Raw genomic sequence first — 17,174 nt, forward strand, 5'->3', positions numbered from 1 at the left:
ACCGTCGAGCACGATGTCGACGGTGCGGCCGGGGAAGCGAACGGTCCGGGAGCCGATGCTGATGTGGTCAAGGGTGAGGTGTCGGAGTTCGGTGGTGGTCGCGGCGTGGAGAAGCGCAGAGAGCCCGATGAATGCCTCGTGCGGGAGGACATCCGTGCTGGTACTCCAGCGGCGGTAGAGGGCCCGCTGCTTGTTGAGAGTGAGTGTGGTCCCCCTGAAGCCGCGCTGCTGTGGGGCGTCCAGGGCGGCAGCGGGGTTGTGAAGCACCAGCCCGGTGCGGTGGGCGTGGGCAAAGAACTGCCGCAGACCTCCGAGCCAGGAAGCTCTGCGCGCCGGGTTGCGGGCGAGGAACGCCTCCAGGTCTGTAATGTTCACGCTCGCCCAAGCGGTGTGTCCCTGGGCGTGGAGATGTAGTGCCAGATCCCGGACGGTATCGAGGCGGATCTCGATGGTCTTGAGCTGGTTCGGTCGAAGCCCAAGGCACTCGGCATTCTGGCGCTGGGCCACCAACGCATCCGCGAAGGCACCCACGGCGGGGCGCAGCAAGGCCGGGACGGCCTGGATCCGACGCTCGCGCCGAGCGAAGGCTCTCGTGCCCTCGATGCCGACAGGGGCGGCGAGAAGACGGTGCGCGTAGAAGAAGTCTGCGAGCGGCCGCCTGAGCCACAGGAACGTCCGGTGAGCTTCGGTGAGGAGCGTGCGCGGGTCGGTGGAGCCGGTGTCGATGACGAGACGGGCGGTATGGGTGAGGGCGTCCGCAGCGTAGAAGGTGTGGCGGTGCGTGGTCAGATGCTCGGCGAAGGCATCCCACCAGGAAGGCTTGCGCGGCATACGGCGGGCCCATCCGGCCGCGCGGGTCTCCACCGTGTGAGGTGAGTGCTCGTAGCAGCGCTTGCACATGCCTCGCGCCCACTGGGCCTGGACTCCGCAGCGCGAACAGGCTGCGAGCGGTTCGGCCCTCGCCGGATCGCTGCACGGACGGCACCACTGGGTAGCGGCGTCGAGGGTCCGCCGGCGCCCGCAGCGCTGACACGGGCCAACCCCATGCCTCCCCGCAGCACGGCGCCGGCAAGCCGCACAGACCTGATCCACCGAGCGCCTGCCGCCACCACAGCCCGGGCACGTACGCGAGCACCAGGCGCACATGCCCGTGCCGGGGCGTAGCCAGCGCAGCTTCCTACAGGTCGGGCAACGGCCCTGAACGGCATCGGGAACGGACGCTGCCATGTGATGAGACCGCCAAATTTGCGAGGGGTGGGCCGGAATCCCGCTGATCACAGCGGCGGCAGTGACCGTGTCGCAAGGACCCGCCGCGATGGAGCGGGCGCAGGTTGCCTGTCCGTCAGCCCGGTCGACGCCGAGACCGCGGCCGGTCCTGCGGGGCGCAGGGCGAGTAGATCTCCAGGAGCGCAGTCCAGGGCCGCGCACAGGGCAGCCAGGGTAGACAGCTTCACCTGGGACGGCTGTTTCGTGAACAGAGCGGACACCGAGGCCGGCGACAAGTCCAGACCCGCCCTTTCGGCGAGCAGTCGGCGCAGTTGAGTTCCGGTCCACACGCCACGCTCCGCTGCGGCCATCCGCAGCCGCCACTCAACTTCTGGAACCGCCGGCTCCGGAGCCGCTGGTCTCGGCTCAGTCATGCACTCGCCTCTCTGATCAGCTGGCCAGCACGCGGACAGCAGAGTCGGTGGCGCGTCGCCAGGCGTCCTCAACGAACTTCTGCGAGGGCTTCACGTACGCCATCGTCGAAGCGATGTGGCGATGCCCAAGAAGCTGCTGCACCGCGATCAGGTCCATGCCCCGCTCGTACTGGTGCGTCGCGCACGCCCGGCGCAGCGCATGAGGCGTGAACCGCTCATCCCAGCCCACACCCTCAAGATCAAGAAGCCGGGCCAGACGATCCCGGACCGTGCCCGCCTTCAGCGCCTGGCCGTCCTCGTCGCAGAACAGCGGCGCGGTCGCAGGAAACAGCGGCCTGACGTCCTGCAGGTACCAGGCCAGGATCTGATCCAGGCCCTCCAGCATTGGGGCCCACCGCGGCCGCGGCCCCGAGGTGTTCGCCGCCTTCCCGAACCTCACGTGCAGCTTCCCCGACGGCCCCAGCTGCGGATGGACATCGGCCTGGTCCAGGCATACGAGCTCACTCACCCGGACCGCCGACAGGTACGGCGTGCGTAGCAGCGCGTAGTCCCGAGCCATGGCCGGGTAGTCAGACGCGACGGCCACCTGGGAGCGGACGAAGGAGAAGAACGTCTGCAGCCGCTCACGACCAGGAGGCGCCCCCACCGCGGCGTCATCGCCGGCATGTCGCACATGATTGAACCGGTCCAGCCCTCCGTTGCCGACCGGGACCCCGAACGCGGCGCGGACCCGGGTCTCGTACCGTTGCGCAACGAACGCGTGGAAAGCGCGCAGCATCTGCAGGTACTGGCGGCGCGTACCAGCCGCCAGACCTGCGACAGCAAGCGCGTGGAGCATCTCATCCACGTCATCGGCTTCCACCGCCCACACCGGACAGTCAAAGCACCCCAGGACCCGGGCGAGGAGCGAGCCATAGCCGCGGACCGTCGTCGGAGCGAACCCGCGCACCACCCACGTCCTCGCGAACGCCTCAGCGCACGCGGCTTGGAACGCCCACGGATCCACTCCACCATCAGGGTCAGTCAGCCCGCCCTCGACCAGACGCAGACCACCACGCTCCCCCACACCCACCCGCGACACCCCAAAGGCTCGTCAGTTAAGGCAGCACCTGAACAATCACGCCACCACCGACGAACCCAACGACCCACCCAACAAAAAGCAACCGTCGCCAGCGAAACAACCGGCTCATCCACACCAGGTCTTGGATAGCCACTGCGCCTCATCACAGACCAGGACATGCGGCTCCTCCAGCGCGCCACGCAGCATCCGGTCGAACTCGATCGCATGGGAGGGTGGGCGCCCCTGCAGGCCGAGAGCGTGGAACAGTTCGTGGCGTAGGTCCCGGGTGGAGGGGCGGGCACGGAACTGGATCCGGCGGGTGAGCTTCGGCGCGAGCTCGCGCAGCGAGGCGTTGACCGCGAAGGACTTGCCGTTGCCGGCCTGCCCGTAGATGCAGATCATCGCCTTCGCCTCGATCGCGGCCCGGATGTTCTCCCTGGCCGTAAGCAGGGCACGGGTGGAGACCACCTGGGCGCCCGGCAGGCGCATGAAGTGGTCCTCCCGCTCCCTGGGCAGACGTCCCCTGCGTTCAGCGGTAGCCATCTGCTGTCACTCCTTGCTGCCCGAACCGGGCTCCATGTCCGTCGCATCGGCCGGCACAGCGCTGCCAGAGCTGCGCTGCTTGGGGGCGGGGCAGGCAGTGCCGGAGCGCGGACGGGGCCGTGCCCAGCCCGCGGGCGGCTCCCGCGGCGGGATCAGGTCCGGCAAGGCTCTCGCCGCCAGATCCACCGCCTGCGCCCCGACAATCTCGGCCTCCGCCTCACTCGCGGTCTCCGTACGCCGCCGGCCCGGCGCAGCCGCCGTCGTCGTGGCCGTATAGCGGGTACGGCGCAGCTTCTCGGCCGCCTTCAGGTCCGCCTTCAGCGCTCTGGCCCTGCTCTCACGGACCCGGGACAGGGCGCGGCGCTGAGCCGGCGTCGCGGTCTCGGCGAGATAGGCGCTGCCCAGATGCCGGCCCCAGCCCTCGGCGGAGAACACCTCGATCCGCCCGTCGAAGTGCGGCAGATACCGCAGCCTCACCCTCGTACCGACATGGCCGGCCATCCAGTCCGCGATATAGGCACGGCGCCGCCAGGAGACCCCGTTCGTGGTGATCTTCCGGACGCGGCGGTCGTCCTCCAGCGCGAAGAACGCCAACCGCTCCTCCGGAACATCCTCGACCGGTGCCGGATCCGCCTCCCAGGCCTGCGCGGGCGTGCGGCCGCCGGTGAGGCCGGCCGGGCGGTGCTCGGTGTTCCACCAGGCCACCCAGTCCAGCAGGACCTTCACGAAGTCGGGGTACGGCAGCAGGTCCTCCACCGGGTCGGGCCGGTACGCCTGCGCGGGGCGGGCACGGCGGGTGTACCCGGGGAGGGAGACGAGCAGCATCTCCTCCACCGCACCGTTGAGGGCCTCGATAGTGCCCTTGCGGTAGGGCTTGTAGGCCGGGAGATCATCGACCGGGACAGCGAAGGCGCCCAACGCCCGCGACACCGCCTTCGACAGGAAGTCCTTACCGCGGTCGACCCGCACCCGGCCAGGCAAGCCCCCGAACGGCCCGTACGGCTCCTGGCGGCTGATCCCCGTGCGCAGCGCGGCCAGGACCGCGTCCCGGGCCGGCTGATGCGGGGTGACCGCCACCCCCACAACCACCTTCGACGCCACATCGATGAACCACGTCACCCACGGACACACCACCACCCCGTCCAGGCTCACCCGGACCGGGATCCGCTTATGGTCGCCCTCCCAGCACGCGTTGCGATGCGTCGGCGGACGCTTGCCGTACACGTCGTAGCGGCGCCGGGCGGCCTCACCGCCCTTCAGGCCCGCCCGATCCCCCGCCGACAGGTCCTGACGCACGGCACGCTGCAGAGTACGGAGAGAAGGAACCGAGTCCGGGGTACCCGCCGCAGCAGCCTCAGCGGTCAGTTCCCGGTGGACCGCGGCCACGTTCCCGCCCCACACCGCAAGACGCGCACGCAGATCCGCACTCACACCCACCCGCGACGGCATCCGCGCCGACAACCGCCCCTCACGTCGGGCCACCGCCACCCAGTTCCACACCGTCCGCAGAGAAACCTGAGGTTGTTCCTGTTTGGCGGACAGGTTCGATGTGTTGGTCAGGCTGCGGTGGTTTCGTACTCGGCTGGGCTTTGGTAGCCGAGGCTGCTGTGGAGTCGGCGGGTGTTGTACCAGCCTTCGATGTACTCGAAGATCGCGCTTTTCGCGGCAGCTCGCGTATGCCAGTTGTGCCGGCTGACGAGCTCGTTCTTCAGGGTCGCGAAGAAGGACTCGGCGAGGGCGTTGTCCCAGCAGACGCCGGTGCGTCCGACCGAAAGCCGGATGGACAGCTCGTCCGCGAGGCGGGCGAAGGCGTGGCTGGTGTACTGGGTGCCGCGGTCGGTGTGGAAGACGACCGGGCCCTTGGGCCGGCGCTGGTGGCAGGCGGCGGTGAGGGCCTCGGCGGCCAGGCTGGTGCCCAGGTGGTCGGCGGTGGCCCAGCCGACCACGCGGCGGGAGGCGATGTCGATGACGGTGGCCAGGTAGAGCCATCCCTCGCCGGTGGGGAGGTAGGTGATGTCCCCGCACCAGCGGGTGTCGGTCGCGGCCGGGTGGGTGCGGAAGTCGCGTCCGACCAGGTCAGGGCGAGTGCTGGAGGCCGGGTCGGGCATGGTGGTGCGGTGGTTTCGTCGGCGGTGCCGGCCGATGATGCCGGCCTGGCGCATCAGGCGGGCGACCCGGCGTCGTCCGCAGGTCAGGCCTTCACGCAGCAGAGCGGCGTGGATCCTGGGGGCGCCGTAGGTGCCGTGTGAGCGGTCGTGGATCTCGCTGATACGGCCTGTCAGTTCTTCGTCCCGCAGGGCCCGCGGCCCACGGGTCTCCTGGCGGCGTTTGTAGTAGGCGGACCGGGAGACCTTCATCAGTTCACAGGCGCGTTTGACGCTGTGACCTGCACGTTTCTCCGCCTCGATGAACGGTTGCACCGTCACCGGGTCCCCCTCGCGAAGAAAGCCGTGGCCCGCTTGAGGATCTCGATGTCCTCTCGCAGGCGGCGGTTCTCCCGCCGCAGCTGGGCCAGTTCGTCCCGCTCGTCGCGGTCCAGGTCCTTGGGCTGGTGACTGTCATCGGACTGCGCAAGCCACAGCCGCACCGCCGACTCGGTCAGGTCGAAGTCCTTGCAGACATCGGGCACCGACCGGTCCCCGCGCAGGCACAGCTCGACGATCTCGGCCTTGAAATCGGCCGTGAACTGCCGCCGCTGCCGCGGCTTCTTCTTCGGCATGTTCTCCATCATGGACATCCCTCCCCGAGCACGGGCCCGGATCCCGGATGTCCGCCAAACCGAAGCAACCCCAAACCCCAAGAGCCTGAGCAACCGCACGCGCATGCTCCGTGGCCAGCTCTCCCCGGGAATCGAGTGTCACCAACCGCGCCACGGCATCCTCGCGCCCCGCACCCCGGCACCACGGCATGTCCTCGCCGGCAGAAATCTGATCGGACACCCACACACCCCCAGCCCGAACCCGCACCATGCGGCTGTCCACACGCAGAGGTGTCCATCCCGACACGCCGGTCAGGCCAACACGAACGGATGAAGCTGAGCCTCTACTTCGCCGCGGCTGGCCGGACTACGGCTACCCGGATACCGACTACCGACCAGATCGCGGCTCGATGAGCAGTGCGTCCATGGGCTTGCTGCGATGCGGACTCAAGACCTCCACCCAGGTCACTCCGCCGTCCAGGAGACGGCCCATGTATCCGAAACCGTTCCACCCCAGATCGACGAAACAACGCTCGGCCTGCTGCTCCCGGCCGAACAGCCGCTGACCGTGCAGCGTCACCTCCCCCAGGTCTACGCCCCGCTGCTCCAACGCCACCAGGGCGCACGTCGCTGCACGGCGCAGAGGGCTCGTCTCCACCCATCGCCGCCGTACATGCCAGGCGGCTTCAGGGTCTTCGAGCTCCCCGTCCACCAGCCTCAGCGGCGTAAGGCTGATCCTTCCCTCGGTGTGCCGGCCGAACAGCTCAATCCTCGCCGGGCGCGGCACGAGGCTCTCCAGCCCTTCGAACTCCGCAAGCATGTGATCCCTGGGCGCAGTACCCGCCTCCGGATCCGCAGTCAGGGAGGCAAGGCGCTCGCGAGCCAGGGAAAACGGCTCGCCCTTACGCCAGAGCAAGAACAGCTCGAAACCCTCGTCCTGCAGACTGCTGCGGCCACGGAACTGGAAGGAAATCCCCCGGGTGCGGCCCCTCAGGGCCTGCCGCATCCCCACGTAGGAATCACGCCCGTTGATCGAGGCATGGAGCGACTCTCCGAGCCAGCGCTTGTCCGTACCGTGCTCGATGACGACATCGACATCGTTCGGCTCCAGCGCACCGCGCGCGTACGACCCGAAGACGTATACCTCCTCCACCAGACCCAGCGGCCAGTCACCACCCTCGAGCCGCGTGATCATGTCCGCCAGCAGCCGCGTCGCGCGCTCGCGCTTCACCCGGCTACTCCCTCGGCATACGCGGCGCGGAACTCCTGCGCCACCACGAAAACAGAACCTGGCACCGCACGCGGCCTCCCGTCCTGCCACGTCCGCCCAATCACCTCCGCCGAGGCCCTCCCCCGCGCCAACTGATACTCCTCGACAGCCGCAGCGAACTCCTCGGGAACCTCACGCCGGTCCACCACACCCGCCACCGCAACCTGCGGAAAGGAACCACCGAACGTCTCAAGCCGCGACCACCCCAGCGACCGGCCGGCCTTCCGCAGCGCCGAACGGATCAGAACGACCCCGCCCAACTCCTCTGCCTCGGCAACCCCGAGCCGGAGTTCGTACGACCCGCCGAAGCCACCCCCGCCTGGCGGACACGAACGACGCAACAACGGCACCAACACGGCGACAAGACGCTCATGACGCGGATCACCCGCAAACGACGGCATCCACCGAGCGTAGCCAGACACAACAGGCCCCCACCCAGCGTTCCGCCACACCCACCCACAGGGGCGACAAGCACCCCACACACCAAACGACAACAGCCTTCACCGGCAAAACGACACCCCAGCACCGCCGCACCCCAGCCCAGCACCAGTGAAGACCCATGACGCACACCCAGTGCACACCACACGACGCCCATCATGTTTCATCCCGGATTACCGGGATGAGTGCGATTTCATAGACCACGCCAAGTCGGGGTGGCTTCGGCGGTGAGTCTGCGGGTCATGAGGTTGATCATCGCGAGGTGGATCATGGCTTCGGAGCGGTGTGGGTGGGCTTCGTAGTCGCGGGCCAGGCGCCGGTGGTTCATGAGCCAGCCGAGGGTTCTCTCGACGGTCCATCGGCGTGGGAGGACGGCGAATCCCCTGGTGGTGGGGTCGCGGCGGACGATGTGCATGTCGATGCCGAGGGTCGCGGCGTGCTCGACGAGGTGCTGGCGGTAGCCGCCGTCGACCCAGGTCTTGCGGACGGTCGGATGGTCGGCGGCGACCCGTTCGATGAGGGTCTGGCCGGCGATCGAGTCCTGCACGCTCGCGGCGGTGACCACGACTGCCAGGAGGAGTCCGACGGTGTCGATGACGATGCTCCGCTTGCGTCCGACGATCTTCTTTCCGGCGTCGATGCCCTGCTCGCAGGCGGGGACGTGGGTGGAGGTCTTGATGCTCTGGGAGTCGATGACGCAGGCGGTCGGTTCCTCCTCGCGGCCCTCCTGCCTGCGGACTTGGCGCCGCAGGAGCGTGTTGAGCTGGTCGAAGACGCCTTCTTCCTGCCAGCGGGCGAAGTAGGCGTAGACGGTGTTCCAGTGCGGGTAGTCGTGCGGAAGGTAGCGCCACGGGATGCCCGTCCGGTTCACGTAGAGCACCGCGTCCAGCAGGCTCCGCAGATCGTGGTCCGGCGGTCGGCCGATATCGAGGCCGCGGCCGCGACGTTCGGACCGCCACGCGGTCAGGACCGGCTCGACCAACTCCCACCGAGCATCGGACAGATCACTGGGGTATCGGCGGCGTTCAGGCATGATCCTGGGCTACCCAACCGGCCCAGGCGCGCGGACCGGCGCCCGAAGCACACGGCGTGAAACCCGGCGCCTTGGGATGAAACAGGAGCAGGCAGACCAAGGCGCCCGCTTGGTAGCCACTCCCGCATCATGAACCACACCAACCCCAACAGCCCCGACCAACCACAAGCCGATACCGACACAAAGAACCATAATGAAGAGCTAAACACCCTCTGAGTACCTGTTTCTGAACCCTGGTGTGGACAGGCTTGCTACGAACATGCGCACCGCCGAAACCAGCAACTAGCAGCCGGGATTTGGCGGAGAAGAATCGGACAGTTCGATCAAGGTTGACGGTGCTTGTGGGCTGCCATGAGGATCACCGCCTGAGGCCCGAGAAGGGCCTGAGAAGTGATCGCCTGAGTGGTGAAGGAGTGATCGTGGCTGAGCACGACGAGGACACGTCGGACTTCGCGAGGAGATTGAGGATGATCCAGGAGGCTGAGACCGGGGGAGCTGGGCGCGGAGCGCCGGGGCGCCGAACAGCGCGACGCTCAGCAGCAGGGCGTCCGGGCGGCGTTCGGTCGCCCGGCGGGCCTCCGCGTGACTCCGGCGCAGCCGGGCGAGGTGCGCCGCACCGCGCAGGGTCCGCCGGGGCCGCACCCACAGGGCCACCGCCCCGGCGTCGGCGAGGAGGCCCAGCAGCAGCCACCCCGCCGTCTGCCCGCCCGCGGCGGCCCCGAGGGGAGCGGCGGCGAAGACGGGGAGCAGCAGGCCCCGTACGACCCCCACCCGTCGCCGCGACACCACCAGCCGAGCCTGCTCCAGTTCGGGGGCCGCCTTCCGGACGGCGTCCCGCACCCGGTCCAGGCCGTACAGACGGCGCGGGTGGAGGGAGCCGAACAGCGCGTGGTACATCGCGCGGGCCACCGCCGAACAGCCGCGCGGCAGCCCGGCCGCACCGGGCCGGACGGTCCGCCGCCAGCCGGCCTCCACCGAGCCGGCCAGGTACAGCTCGACCAGCGCGGTCTGCGCCGCTCCCCAGTCGCCGCCGCGCAGCAGGGCCGTCTCGACGGGAGTCAGCCGCCGGCCGAGCGGGTCGGGTACCGGCCCCGCGCCGGGGCGGAGGCGGAGCACGGCGGCGACCAGCAACAGGAACCACGCGGCTCCGACGGACACCGCGCCGACCACCACACGGACCACCCCTCCCGGTTGCCACCAGACTGGCGCCCAACCGCCGTCTCCGCCAGCCCGTTGGGCGGAACCTCTTGAGCCGGTTGATGGTCCGTTGACTGGCCGCCGGTCGTGCCGTCGAGCTTCTCGCCTGGCCCTGGCCCTGGCCCTGGCCCTGGGAGGGCACCTATCTCCAGCCCGCGTAGATGGTGACGTTCTCGCCGTTCTCCCTGGCTCCGACGCATATGTCACGCCAGTCGAGCAGCCAGCCGCTGGGCCAGCACCTCTCCTGCCGGAAGCCCAGTGCGCGGATGATCTCCGGGCGGGACAGGCCGTCCTGACTGATGACCGTGGCGGAGCGCCAGCAGCCGCCGGAACCGCAGCCGACGCCTTCGTCAACCATGCTGATGCCTGGCGGCAATGCGGGGAGGGCCTTGGACGGCGGGGCGTCCGAGCCCTCGCTGATGAGCATCGCGTACCAGAGGCCGACCACGAGGGTGAGGACGAACTGCATCCCCAGGAAGCCGATCGCTCCGTTGCGGCGGGAGGTCCATTCCGGGGGAGGAGGGTTCCCGTGCCGTCTCTCCAGTCCCGCGCCGCAGGCGATGAGCAGGGGCGCCAGAACCGTGAACAGGAGATGGGCGTCGGGTCGGGGGGCCTCGATCCAGCCCTGCTGGACACTGATCAGCAGGACGGCTCCGCCGAGCAGGGTGCCGCCGATCGCGAAGCCGACGGGTCGAGTGCGGGCGATCGTCATCCAGACGACGGCTGGCACGATGGCGAAGAGTATCCCCAGGACGATCCACATATACGGGCAGACGTTCGGATCCCGGCGACCGGTTCCGGTGAACTCCAAGGCCGGCCTTCGGCCGGTGGGCGGGGTGGTGAGGCGGCGGTCACATTTTTTTGCGGATGGCGCGCAACCGTTCCGTCGTCGTGGGTGTCCCACCATGCAACTCCCATGACCACCAGGGGGAAACAATGAGGTTCACCCGTCCTGTCCTGACCACCACCGCATTCGCCGCCCTCGCCCTGGGGGCCACGACAGCGCTGGCGGCGCCCGCGACCGCCGCGCCCAACACCACGTCGCAGAAGGTCTGCGGAAGCGCCTACAAGACCGTGAACTCGGCCGCCATCGGCTCGCTGGGCACCGTCTACCTCACGTACAACGCCTCCAACGGCAAGAGCTGCGTCGCGACCATCCGCAACAACCCGGGTGCGGCCGTGGACATGGCCCTGTGGATCGAAGTCCCCGAAACGTGGGAGCGGGGCGAGGACTACGGCCGGTACACGTCGTACGCGGGGCCGGCCTACGTGTACGGCAAGGGCCACTGCGTCGACTGGGGCGGGGGCATCAGCAACGTGCACGTGCAGGTGTACAACTCCAACTGTGGCGCGCGCAAGGAGCACCGGGTCACCGAGGTCCGCTGACCCGGGGACGTACGCGAACCGCCGTGGGCCGGCTCGCCCCGGCAGACTCGCCGAGTCTGCCGGGGCGGGGGCACGTCCGGCCCCCTCACCGTCGGTGGGCCGGTCAGCTGATGGACTTGATGGCGCCCCAGCCGCCGCTGCCGACCTCGATGCTCGGGCCGTCGATGGGGCCGTGGACGTCGGCGCCGCCCTTGTAGAACTTGAGGGTGCCGTCGCCGGCCGTGGCCCACATGTCGGCCGTGCCGTCGAGGTTGGCGTCCGCGGCGCCGGCGATGAGCGGCCGGTTGGCGACGGTGTAGGCGCGGCCGAACTCGTTGAGGTCGCTGAAGGTCTTCCCGTCGGGCTGCCCGAGGTAGGCGTAGAGGACGCCGTCTCGGGTGTTGCGGGCCAGCAGGTCGGGGCGGCCGTCCTTGTTGGCGTCACCGAGGGCGCTCAGGTCCATGACGTCCCAGCCGCCGTTGCCGATGACGACGGGCGCACCGACGGCGGCGGCCGCGCCGACGACACCGGGGTACAGGAAGAGCTTGTTGGTGTGCGTGACGACGAGGTCCGGCTTCCCGTCGCGGTTGGTGTCACCGATGCTGACCACCTGGGCGGTGGCGGGCAGACCACCGGCGATCTTGATCGGCGCGCCCAGTGTGCCGGTGCCGAGGTTGGGGTAGACGCGGACATCGCCACCGACACGGGCGACGACGTCCTCCATGCCGTCGCCGTTCCAGTCGCCCCGGTGCGTCACCGAGGCCCCCGACCAGCCGCCGGTACCGATGATCGTGTGCGGGCCGAGACCGCCGGTGCCCGTGCCGGGGTACAGACGCAGCTTGCCGGTGTCGTCGACCGCGACGAGGTCCGGCTTGTTGTCACCGGTCAGGTCGCCCGGAACGGCGTACGACGTGCTCGCGACCCAGGCGCCTACGTCGTCCACGCGGGTCGCGACGGCGCCGGTACGGGTCTCCGTGGACGGCGTGCCGAAACATCCGCCCTGCCACGAACGGCTGGTGACGGCGAGGAGCTCCTGGGTGCCGTTCCTCTCGCGCAGCACGGGGCCGCCCGCGTCGCCCTGGCAGATCGCCCCGTCGCCGGAGGCGGTCAGGGCGAGGTCGACGGAGCCGTTGGCCGTCGCGGTGAAGGAAGCGGTGTGCAGGCGGTCGGGGACCCAGTCGGTCCTGGTCCGGCCGAAGCCGGCCGCCCGGACGGCCTCGTCGGCGCCCGCGGGAGTGCTCGCCAGGACGGCCGGCTTCAGGTTGGCGACGCCGGTGTCCAGCTTCACCATGACGAGGTCCCGCCCGGGGTGCGGGACCAGCCGGATCGCGGTGCGGGTGGCTCCGCCCGTGGTCTGGGTCAGGTCCGTCCTGCCGACGGTGACCGTGGTGGCCGTCTTGGGCTTGCCGGGCTGGACGGCGCCGGTCGCGTCGGCGAAGCAGCTCGCGGCGGACAGGACCCACTGGGGGGCCACCAGGGTGCCCGTGCAGGCGCGCTCGGCGTCGCCGATGACGATACTGGCGGTGTGGGAGTGGGCGGCCGCGTCGGCCGCGGTTCCCTGCAAGGCGTGCGAAGGCGACGCCATCAGGCCCCCGGCCACCGCGGCGAGGACGGCGGAGCCGCCGATCCATGCTCTGCGCCTGCGTACGTTCGACATGACGTTCTCCGTAAATCGAGTCGGGGTGGTCGTATGCGAGGGCCGGCGGGATCTCCCCGGCGCCGGCCGTCGGTGCGGGCTACGAGGAGACGGTGATCTCGACGAGGACGTGATCGCGGCGCTCGGGGTCGGCCGCCTCTCCCACGCCCTTCCATTCGTTCGGGGCCACCGTCACGTTCTGCTTGCTGCCCTCGGCGGTCAGCGTCACATCGGCCTCGTGGGTGGCGTCGCCCTTCATTCCGTACACCGCGGGAACCTCCAGGCTGAGGTGGCCGGTCTTCCCGGTGGCGCGGAAGCAGATCTTGCCCTTGGTGCGGGAGTACACCTCCATCAGCCCGGAGGCCGAGGCGCAGTCGGCGAGCACGATGTGCCCGTCGCCGCGCTTGAGGGTGATGCCGAGTTCGGCCTGGATCCTCGCGGCGTCCGGGTACGCGAAGTCCTCCACCGCGTAGGGCGGCAGGTCGGTGCTCACCGCGGCCGTGCCCTGGGCGGGGGCCTCACTGGCGTGTGTCGCGGTGACGGCGAGGGTGATGCAGGCTGCGGCGGCCGCGGTGGTCGCCATGACGCGTCGTACGAACTTCATTCCGTCGTTCCTTTTCATGCGGAGGGAAGAGGGCCGCCGACGCGGCGGCCGTGAACGCCGAGGGGCCGAGAGGGGACAGAGGGCGTGTGGATTACCACTTCAGCCAGCCGATGACCGTGGTCACCGCTTCGCCCGTGACGTCCGCGACCTTGCCGCCCACCGTGTGGGCCAGGCCCGATCTCTCGAGGAATTCGGACCTGCCCAGGAACATGCCGCCGAGCACGAACATCCCGAGCGACGTGTGGAACTCGCTGCTGTCCCAGCCGTACGCCTGGCCCGTGAAGTAGGCGCTCACCCCCTTGAGGGCCACGGAGACACCGGCGAGCACGCGGCCGGCGGCCAACAGGAAGGGCGCGGCGGGCGTGGGGAAGAAGCCGCCCACCGTGGCGATGATCGAGGCCGTGCCTGCGAGGGTGGACCAGTGCTTGGTGACCTTGGCCCAGTCCTTGTCGCTTCCCGTGTCCGAGGGCCACAGTCCCGATTCCACGTACCAGGGGACGTCGTTGGCGGTGGTCTGCGAGGGATCGGTGCCGTTCGCCTCGTTCCGCTGCGCCTCCTCGGCCGCCTGCTTCGCCCTCGCGATGGCCTCGGCCCTCCGCTTGACCTGGGCGGTCTGGCGGGCGGCGGTGGCCGCGTCGGCGGCGGCCCGCTCGTCCCGGCCGGCCTCAAGGGCGGAGGCACGGGCCTGGCTGGCGCTCGCCTGGGCACTCGACGCGGAGGAGGCCGCCTGCCGCGCCGACCCCACGGCCTGCCGCATCGAATGGTTCGCGGAGCGGGAGGCGACCTGGGCGGCGGAGGCCGCCTGCTTGGCGCTCGCCGCCGACTTGGCCGCTTCGGCCGCCGACACGTCGGCGGCGTCGGCGTTCGACTTCGCGTCCTGCCTGGCGGTCTCGGCGTCCGCGGCATGGCCCTGTGCCTTCGCGGCCCACATGGTCGCGTCGCCGGCGGCCTGGCGGGCGTCGGCCGCCGCCTTGGCGGCCAGCGCCGCCTCCTCCAGGGCCTTCGCCGCCACTTTCGCGGCGTGCGCGATCGAGGCGCGGATCGCGGAGACGTGGGTGGCGTGGTCCTGGTCCAGGCGGGCGATGTCGAACCTGTCCTGGAGGACGAAGTTCCGCCGCATGCGGGCGGGGCCCTCCAACACGATCTGCGCGGCCGACTTCATGTAGGGGCCGCCGCTGGAGAGAAGGGCGAACACCTGGGCCTGGTCGTCGACCTTCACCGCGTCCAGCAGTTCGGCGGTGAGGAAGCGGTGCAGGGCGGCGGCGCTCCCGTCGGCCAGGGCCGCCTCGGCCTTGGACCTGGTGTTGGCGCCCGGGTTCTGGTTCAGGAGCTCGAACACCATGACGCGGTTCTGCGTGGCGGAGGCCTCAATGACCCCGTGGGTGAGGAAATCGCGCGCCGCGTTCGGGTCGTCGTCGGCGAGCGCCCGGTGGGCGGCCGCGGCGACCTCCGCGCCGGCCGTCGTGGCCATGGCGAGTACGGTCTCCCGGTCGTCCTGCTGCTCGGCGAGAAGGCGGTCGGTGTCGATCCAGTTGACGACGTCCTGTTCGGCGCCGGCGAGGGCGTACTCCGCGGCGTCACGCGTCCACGTGCCGGGCGAGTCGAGGAGCCGTACGGCGGCCTTCCGCCCGGCGGTGACCGCCGCGGCCGGGTCACCGCCGCGCAGCGCCTCGGAGGCGGCCGCGAGGAGGTCCTTGATGTCCGTGGCGGTCCTGTCGGCCTGCGTGCGCTCCCTGGCCGCCCGGGCGACTTCCTCGGTCTCGGCCCGTGCCCTGAGGCGGGCCTCCTCGACTCCCATCGCGGTGTCCTCGGCGATGCGCGCCGTTTCCGCGTCCCGGGCCGCCCGTTCCACGGCCTGGGCCTCCTTGACCGCGTCGGCCGCGGTGGTGGCGGCCTGCAGCGCGGCCTCCGCGTATGCGGTGGACCGCTTGGCGTACTCGATCGCCTTGCCGGCGTTCGCCGCGGCGTCGTCCGCCGCGGCCGCGGCGTTCTCCGCGTGGCCGGCGGCACTGTTGGCGGCGTCGCGTGCGACAGCGGCGGCGGAGGCGGCGCGGTTCGCCAGGGTCTGCGAGAGGGCCGCGGCCCTGGCGGCGCGTGCGGCGGCCACATCGGCCTCGGCCGCTGCCGCCCGGGCCTCGGCCGCCTGGGACTTGGCGCTGCCGGCGGAGGCGGCCGCGTCGGCCGCGGCGCCTGCCGCGGCCGCGGCGTTCTGGGCCGCGCTCTTGGCGGCGGCGCAGGCGGCGGACGACTGCTGCGTGGCCGCCGCGGCCTGGGCGGCGGCCACGGCCGCGGTGCGCGCCCGGCCGGCCGCGTCCCGTGCGCCCTGGGCGGCCTGGCGCGCCGCCGAGGCCTTGCCGGCGTCCTTCGAAGCGGCGATGGCGGCGCCGTAGGCCCGCGAGGCGGCACGGCCGGCGGCCGCGGCGGCGCCGGCGGCGGCCTGAGCGGCCTGCGTGGCGCGGCCGGAGGCGGCCTGCGCGGTACGGGACGCGGAGATGGCCATGTAGGCGGCACTCGCGGCGCCCCGTGCGGCACTCGCGGCGCTGTTCGCCGCCTTGGCCGACTCCCGTACCTTGTTCTGCGCCGCCCTCGCTTCCTCGGCGGCCTTCAGCGCGGCGGCCTTCGCCTTCTCCGCGGCGTCCTTGGCCCGGTTCGACGCGGCCACGGCCTGTTCCGTCTGCAGCTTCGCCCGGTTGCCCTCCCGGATCACGATCTTGACCAACTGGTCGACCGTCGCGGCTTCTTCGTCACGGGCGCGCGCGATGTACTGCCCGGAGCCGAGGAACCGGCGGAGCGCCTCGGGCGAGCCGTCGCTCAGGGCACGCTCCGCGTACTTCTTGACCTCGGGGGAGGCGGTGGTGAGGATCGTGAATACCTCGGCCCGCTCGTCCTCCTGCTGCGCGGTGTGCTGCGTCGTCTGCAGGAACGTGCGCAGGGCCGCCGGAGTGCCCAGCTCCAGCGCCTTGGAGGCCTCCCGCTTGACGGCGGTCCCGCTGTTGTTCATCACCGTGAAGACCGCTGCCCGCGTGTCCGTGTCGAGTGACGGCGCGTAGCCGTCGCGCAGGTAGGCGGCGATCGCCGCGTCCCCGGCGGACAGTGCGGCGTTCGCACTCTCGCGGACCGACTTGTCCGCGAGGGGGAGGACGGTGAGTATGCCGAAGCGGTTGTCGTCCGCTTTCGCGAGCGGCAGTTCGCCCGTGAGGAATGCGGAGACCGCGGCCTGGGTGCCGGTGAGGGCGGCGGCAGCGGCCTCGCGGACGGCCCGGCCTCCGCTCTTGTAGGCCCATACGGCCTTGCCCCGGTCGGTGTCGGGCAGGCCGTTGCCCGTCGCGGGGTCGCCCTCGGCGGCCCGGGCCGGGCCCGCGCTCAGGGTGACGGCGGACGTCATGGCCGGGATGGCGGCGGCCCCGGCCATGGTGCTGAGTATCCGGCGCCTGCTCCACAGCGACGGCGGCGTCACGGGGACACCTCGGTGATGCCGTCGCGCGGCGGGCAGGGCGGGGCGGCTATCTTGCCCAAGGGAGATCTCCTCGGTTCAGATGAGAAGCGGGTGGTTGCGGCGTCCTGGCTGGGCGATCGATCGCCGGCCGCGCCGACCCACAGACTCCCGCTTGGGGATCATCCGAACAACACTCAATGCTGGAACCCTCGTTTAGCCGGGTTCAACACACGGACCGGGCGCGACGGTCGAGG

Annotated in this window: 15 protein-coding genes and 1 pseudogene; 1 reads left to right on the forward strand and 15 read right to left on the reverse strand. The window is 70.7% G+C overall.

All coding sequences use genetic code 11. The features are described from left to right. The 12 genes and pseudogenes from SSNG_RS33210 to SSNG_RS33260 all read right to left on the reverse strand — a co-directional run. Positions 1-864 (reverse strand): annotated as a pseudogene (locus SSNG_RS33210) (hypothetical protein); the annotation flags it as partial. Positions 865-1,274: 410 nt separating this feature from the next. Continuing rightward, entirely contained in the window at positions 1,275-1,640 is a 366-nt protein-coding gene (locus SSNG_RS40610; protein ID WP_128637591.1) for a helix-turn-helix domain-containing protein, read from the reverse strand. 16 nt (positions 1,641-1,656) lie between these two features. Further along, the gene (locus SSNG_RS33215) at positions 1,657-2,721 is read right to left on the reverse strand and encodes a site-specific integrase (protein ID WP_007268344.1); all 1,065 of its coding nucleotides are present in this window, start codon (positions 2,719-2,721) and stop codon (positions 1,657-1,659) included. A 105-nt stretch (positions 2,722-2,826) separates the two neighbouring features. Then, positions 2,827-3,243 (reverse strand): ATP-binding protein, encoded by a 417-nt coding sequence (locus tag SSNG_RS33220; protein WP_007268345.1) that lies wholly within the window; start codon positions 3,241-3,243, stop codon positions 2,827-2,829. Between the two features lie 6 nt (positions 3,244-3,249). Then, positions 3,250-4,743 (reverse strand): Mu transposase C-terminal domain-containing protein, encoded by a 1,494-nt coding sequence (locus SSNG_RS33225; RefSeq protein WP_128637592.1) that lies wholly within the window; start codon positions 4,741-4,743, stop codon positions 3,250-3,252. Between the two features lie 56 nt (positions 4,744-4,799). Beyond that, complete coding sequence (locus SSNG_RS33230) at positions 4,800-5,669, reverse strand: IS3 family transposase (protein ID WP_042804576.1); 870 nt, start codon at positions 5,667-5,669, stop codon at positions 4,800-4,802. Continuing rightward, positions 5,666-5,974 (reverse strand): transposase, encoded by a 309-nt coding sequence (locus tag SSNG_RS33235; protein ID WP_165365078.1) that lies wholly within the window; start codon positions 5,972-5,974, stop codon positions 5,666-5,668. Before SSNG_RS33235 ends, SSNG_RS33230 begins: the two co-directional genes overlap by 4 nt. A 355-nt stretch (positions 5,975-6,329) precedes the next feature. After that, a complete protein-coding gene (locus SSNG_RS33240; RefSeq protein ID WP_042804577.1) occupies positions 6,330-7,172 on the reverse strand; it encodes a nucleotidyltransferase domain-containing protein in 843 nt (280 codons plus the stop codon). Continuing rightward, entirely contained in the window at positions 7,169-7,612 is a 444-nt protein-coding gene (locus SSNG_RS33245; RefSeq protein ID WP_007268350.1) for a hypothetical protein, read from the reverse strand. The genes SSNG_RS33240 and SSNG_RS33245 overlap by 4 nt, the downstream gene beginning before the upstream one ends. A gap of 230 nt (positions 7,613-7,842) precedes the next feature. After that, positions 7,843-8,682 (reverse strand): IS5 family transposase, encoded by an 840-nt coding sequence (locus SSNG_RS33250; protein WP_007268351.1) that lies wholly within the window; start codon positions 8,680-8,682, stop codon positions 7,843-7,845. A gap of 282 nt (positions 8,683-8,964) precedes the next feature. Continuing rightward, the gene (locus tag SSNG_RS33255) at positions 8,965-9,864 is read right to left on the reverse strand and encodes a TIGR04222 domain-containing membrane protein (RefSeq protein ID WP_165365079.1); all 900 of its coding nucleotides are present in this window, start codon (positions 9,862-9,864) and stop codon (positions 8,965-8,967) included. A 157-nt stretch (positions 9,865-10,021) separates the two neighbouring features. Continuing rightward, the gene (locus SSNG_RS33260) at positions 10,022-10,609 is read right to left on the reverse strand and encodes a hypothetical protein (RefSeq protein ID WP_241695294.1); all 588 of its coding nucleotides are present in this window, start codon (positions 10,607-10,609) and stop codon (positions 10,022-10,024) included. A gap of 206 nt (positions 10,610-10,815) precedes the next feature. On the opposite strand from SSNG_RS33260, the gene SSNG_RS33265 reads away from it, so the two are divergent. Continuing rightward, a complete protein-coding gene (locus SSNG_RS33265) occupies positions 10,816-11,265 on the forward strand; it encodes a hypothetical protein (RefSeq protein WP_007268354.1) in 450 nt (149 codons plus the stop codon). A gap of 103 nt (positions 11,266-11,368) precedes the next feature. Here the strand turns inward: SSNG_RS33265 and SSNG_RS38345 are convergent, their stop codons facing one another. From SSNG_RS38345 to SSNG_RS33280, 3 genes are all read right to left on the reverse strand, one after another. After that, positions 11,369-12,901, reverse strand: a complete 1,533-nt coding sequence (locus SSNG_RS38345; RefSeq protein ID WP_007268355.1) for an FG-GAP-like repeat-containing protein — start codon at positions 12,899-12,901, stop codon at positions 11,369-11,371. 79 nt (positions 12,902-12,980) lie between these two features. Continuing rightward, complete coding sequence (locus SSNG_RS33275; protein ID WP_007268356.1) at positions 12,981-13,484, reverse strand: hypothetical protein; 504 nt, start codon at positions 13,482-13,484, stop codon at positions 12,981-12,983. A 91-nt stretch (positions 13,485-13,575) separates the two neighbouring features. Then, positions 13,576-16,896 (reverse strand): ALF repeat-containing protein, encoded by a 3,321-nt coding sequence (locus SSNG_RS33280; protein WP_007268357.1) that lies wholly within the window; start codon positions 16,894-16,896, stop codon positions 13,576-13,578. Positions 16,897-17,174 lie beyond the last annotated feature (278 nt).

Origin of the sequence: Streptomyces sp. C, assembly GCF_000158895.1 — a bacterium.
Taxonomy (GTDB): domain Bacteria; phylum Actinomycetota; class Actinomycetes; order Streptomycetales; family Streptomycetaceae; genus Streptomyces; species Streptomyces racemochromogenes.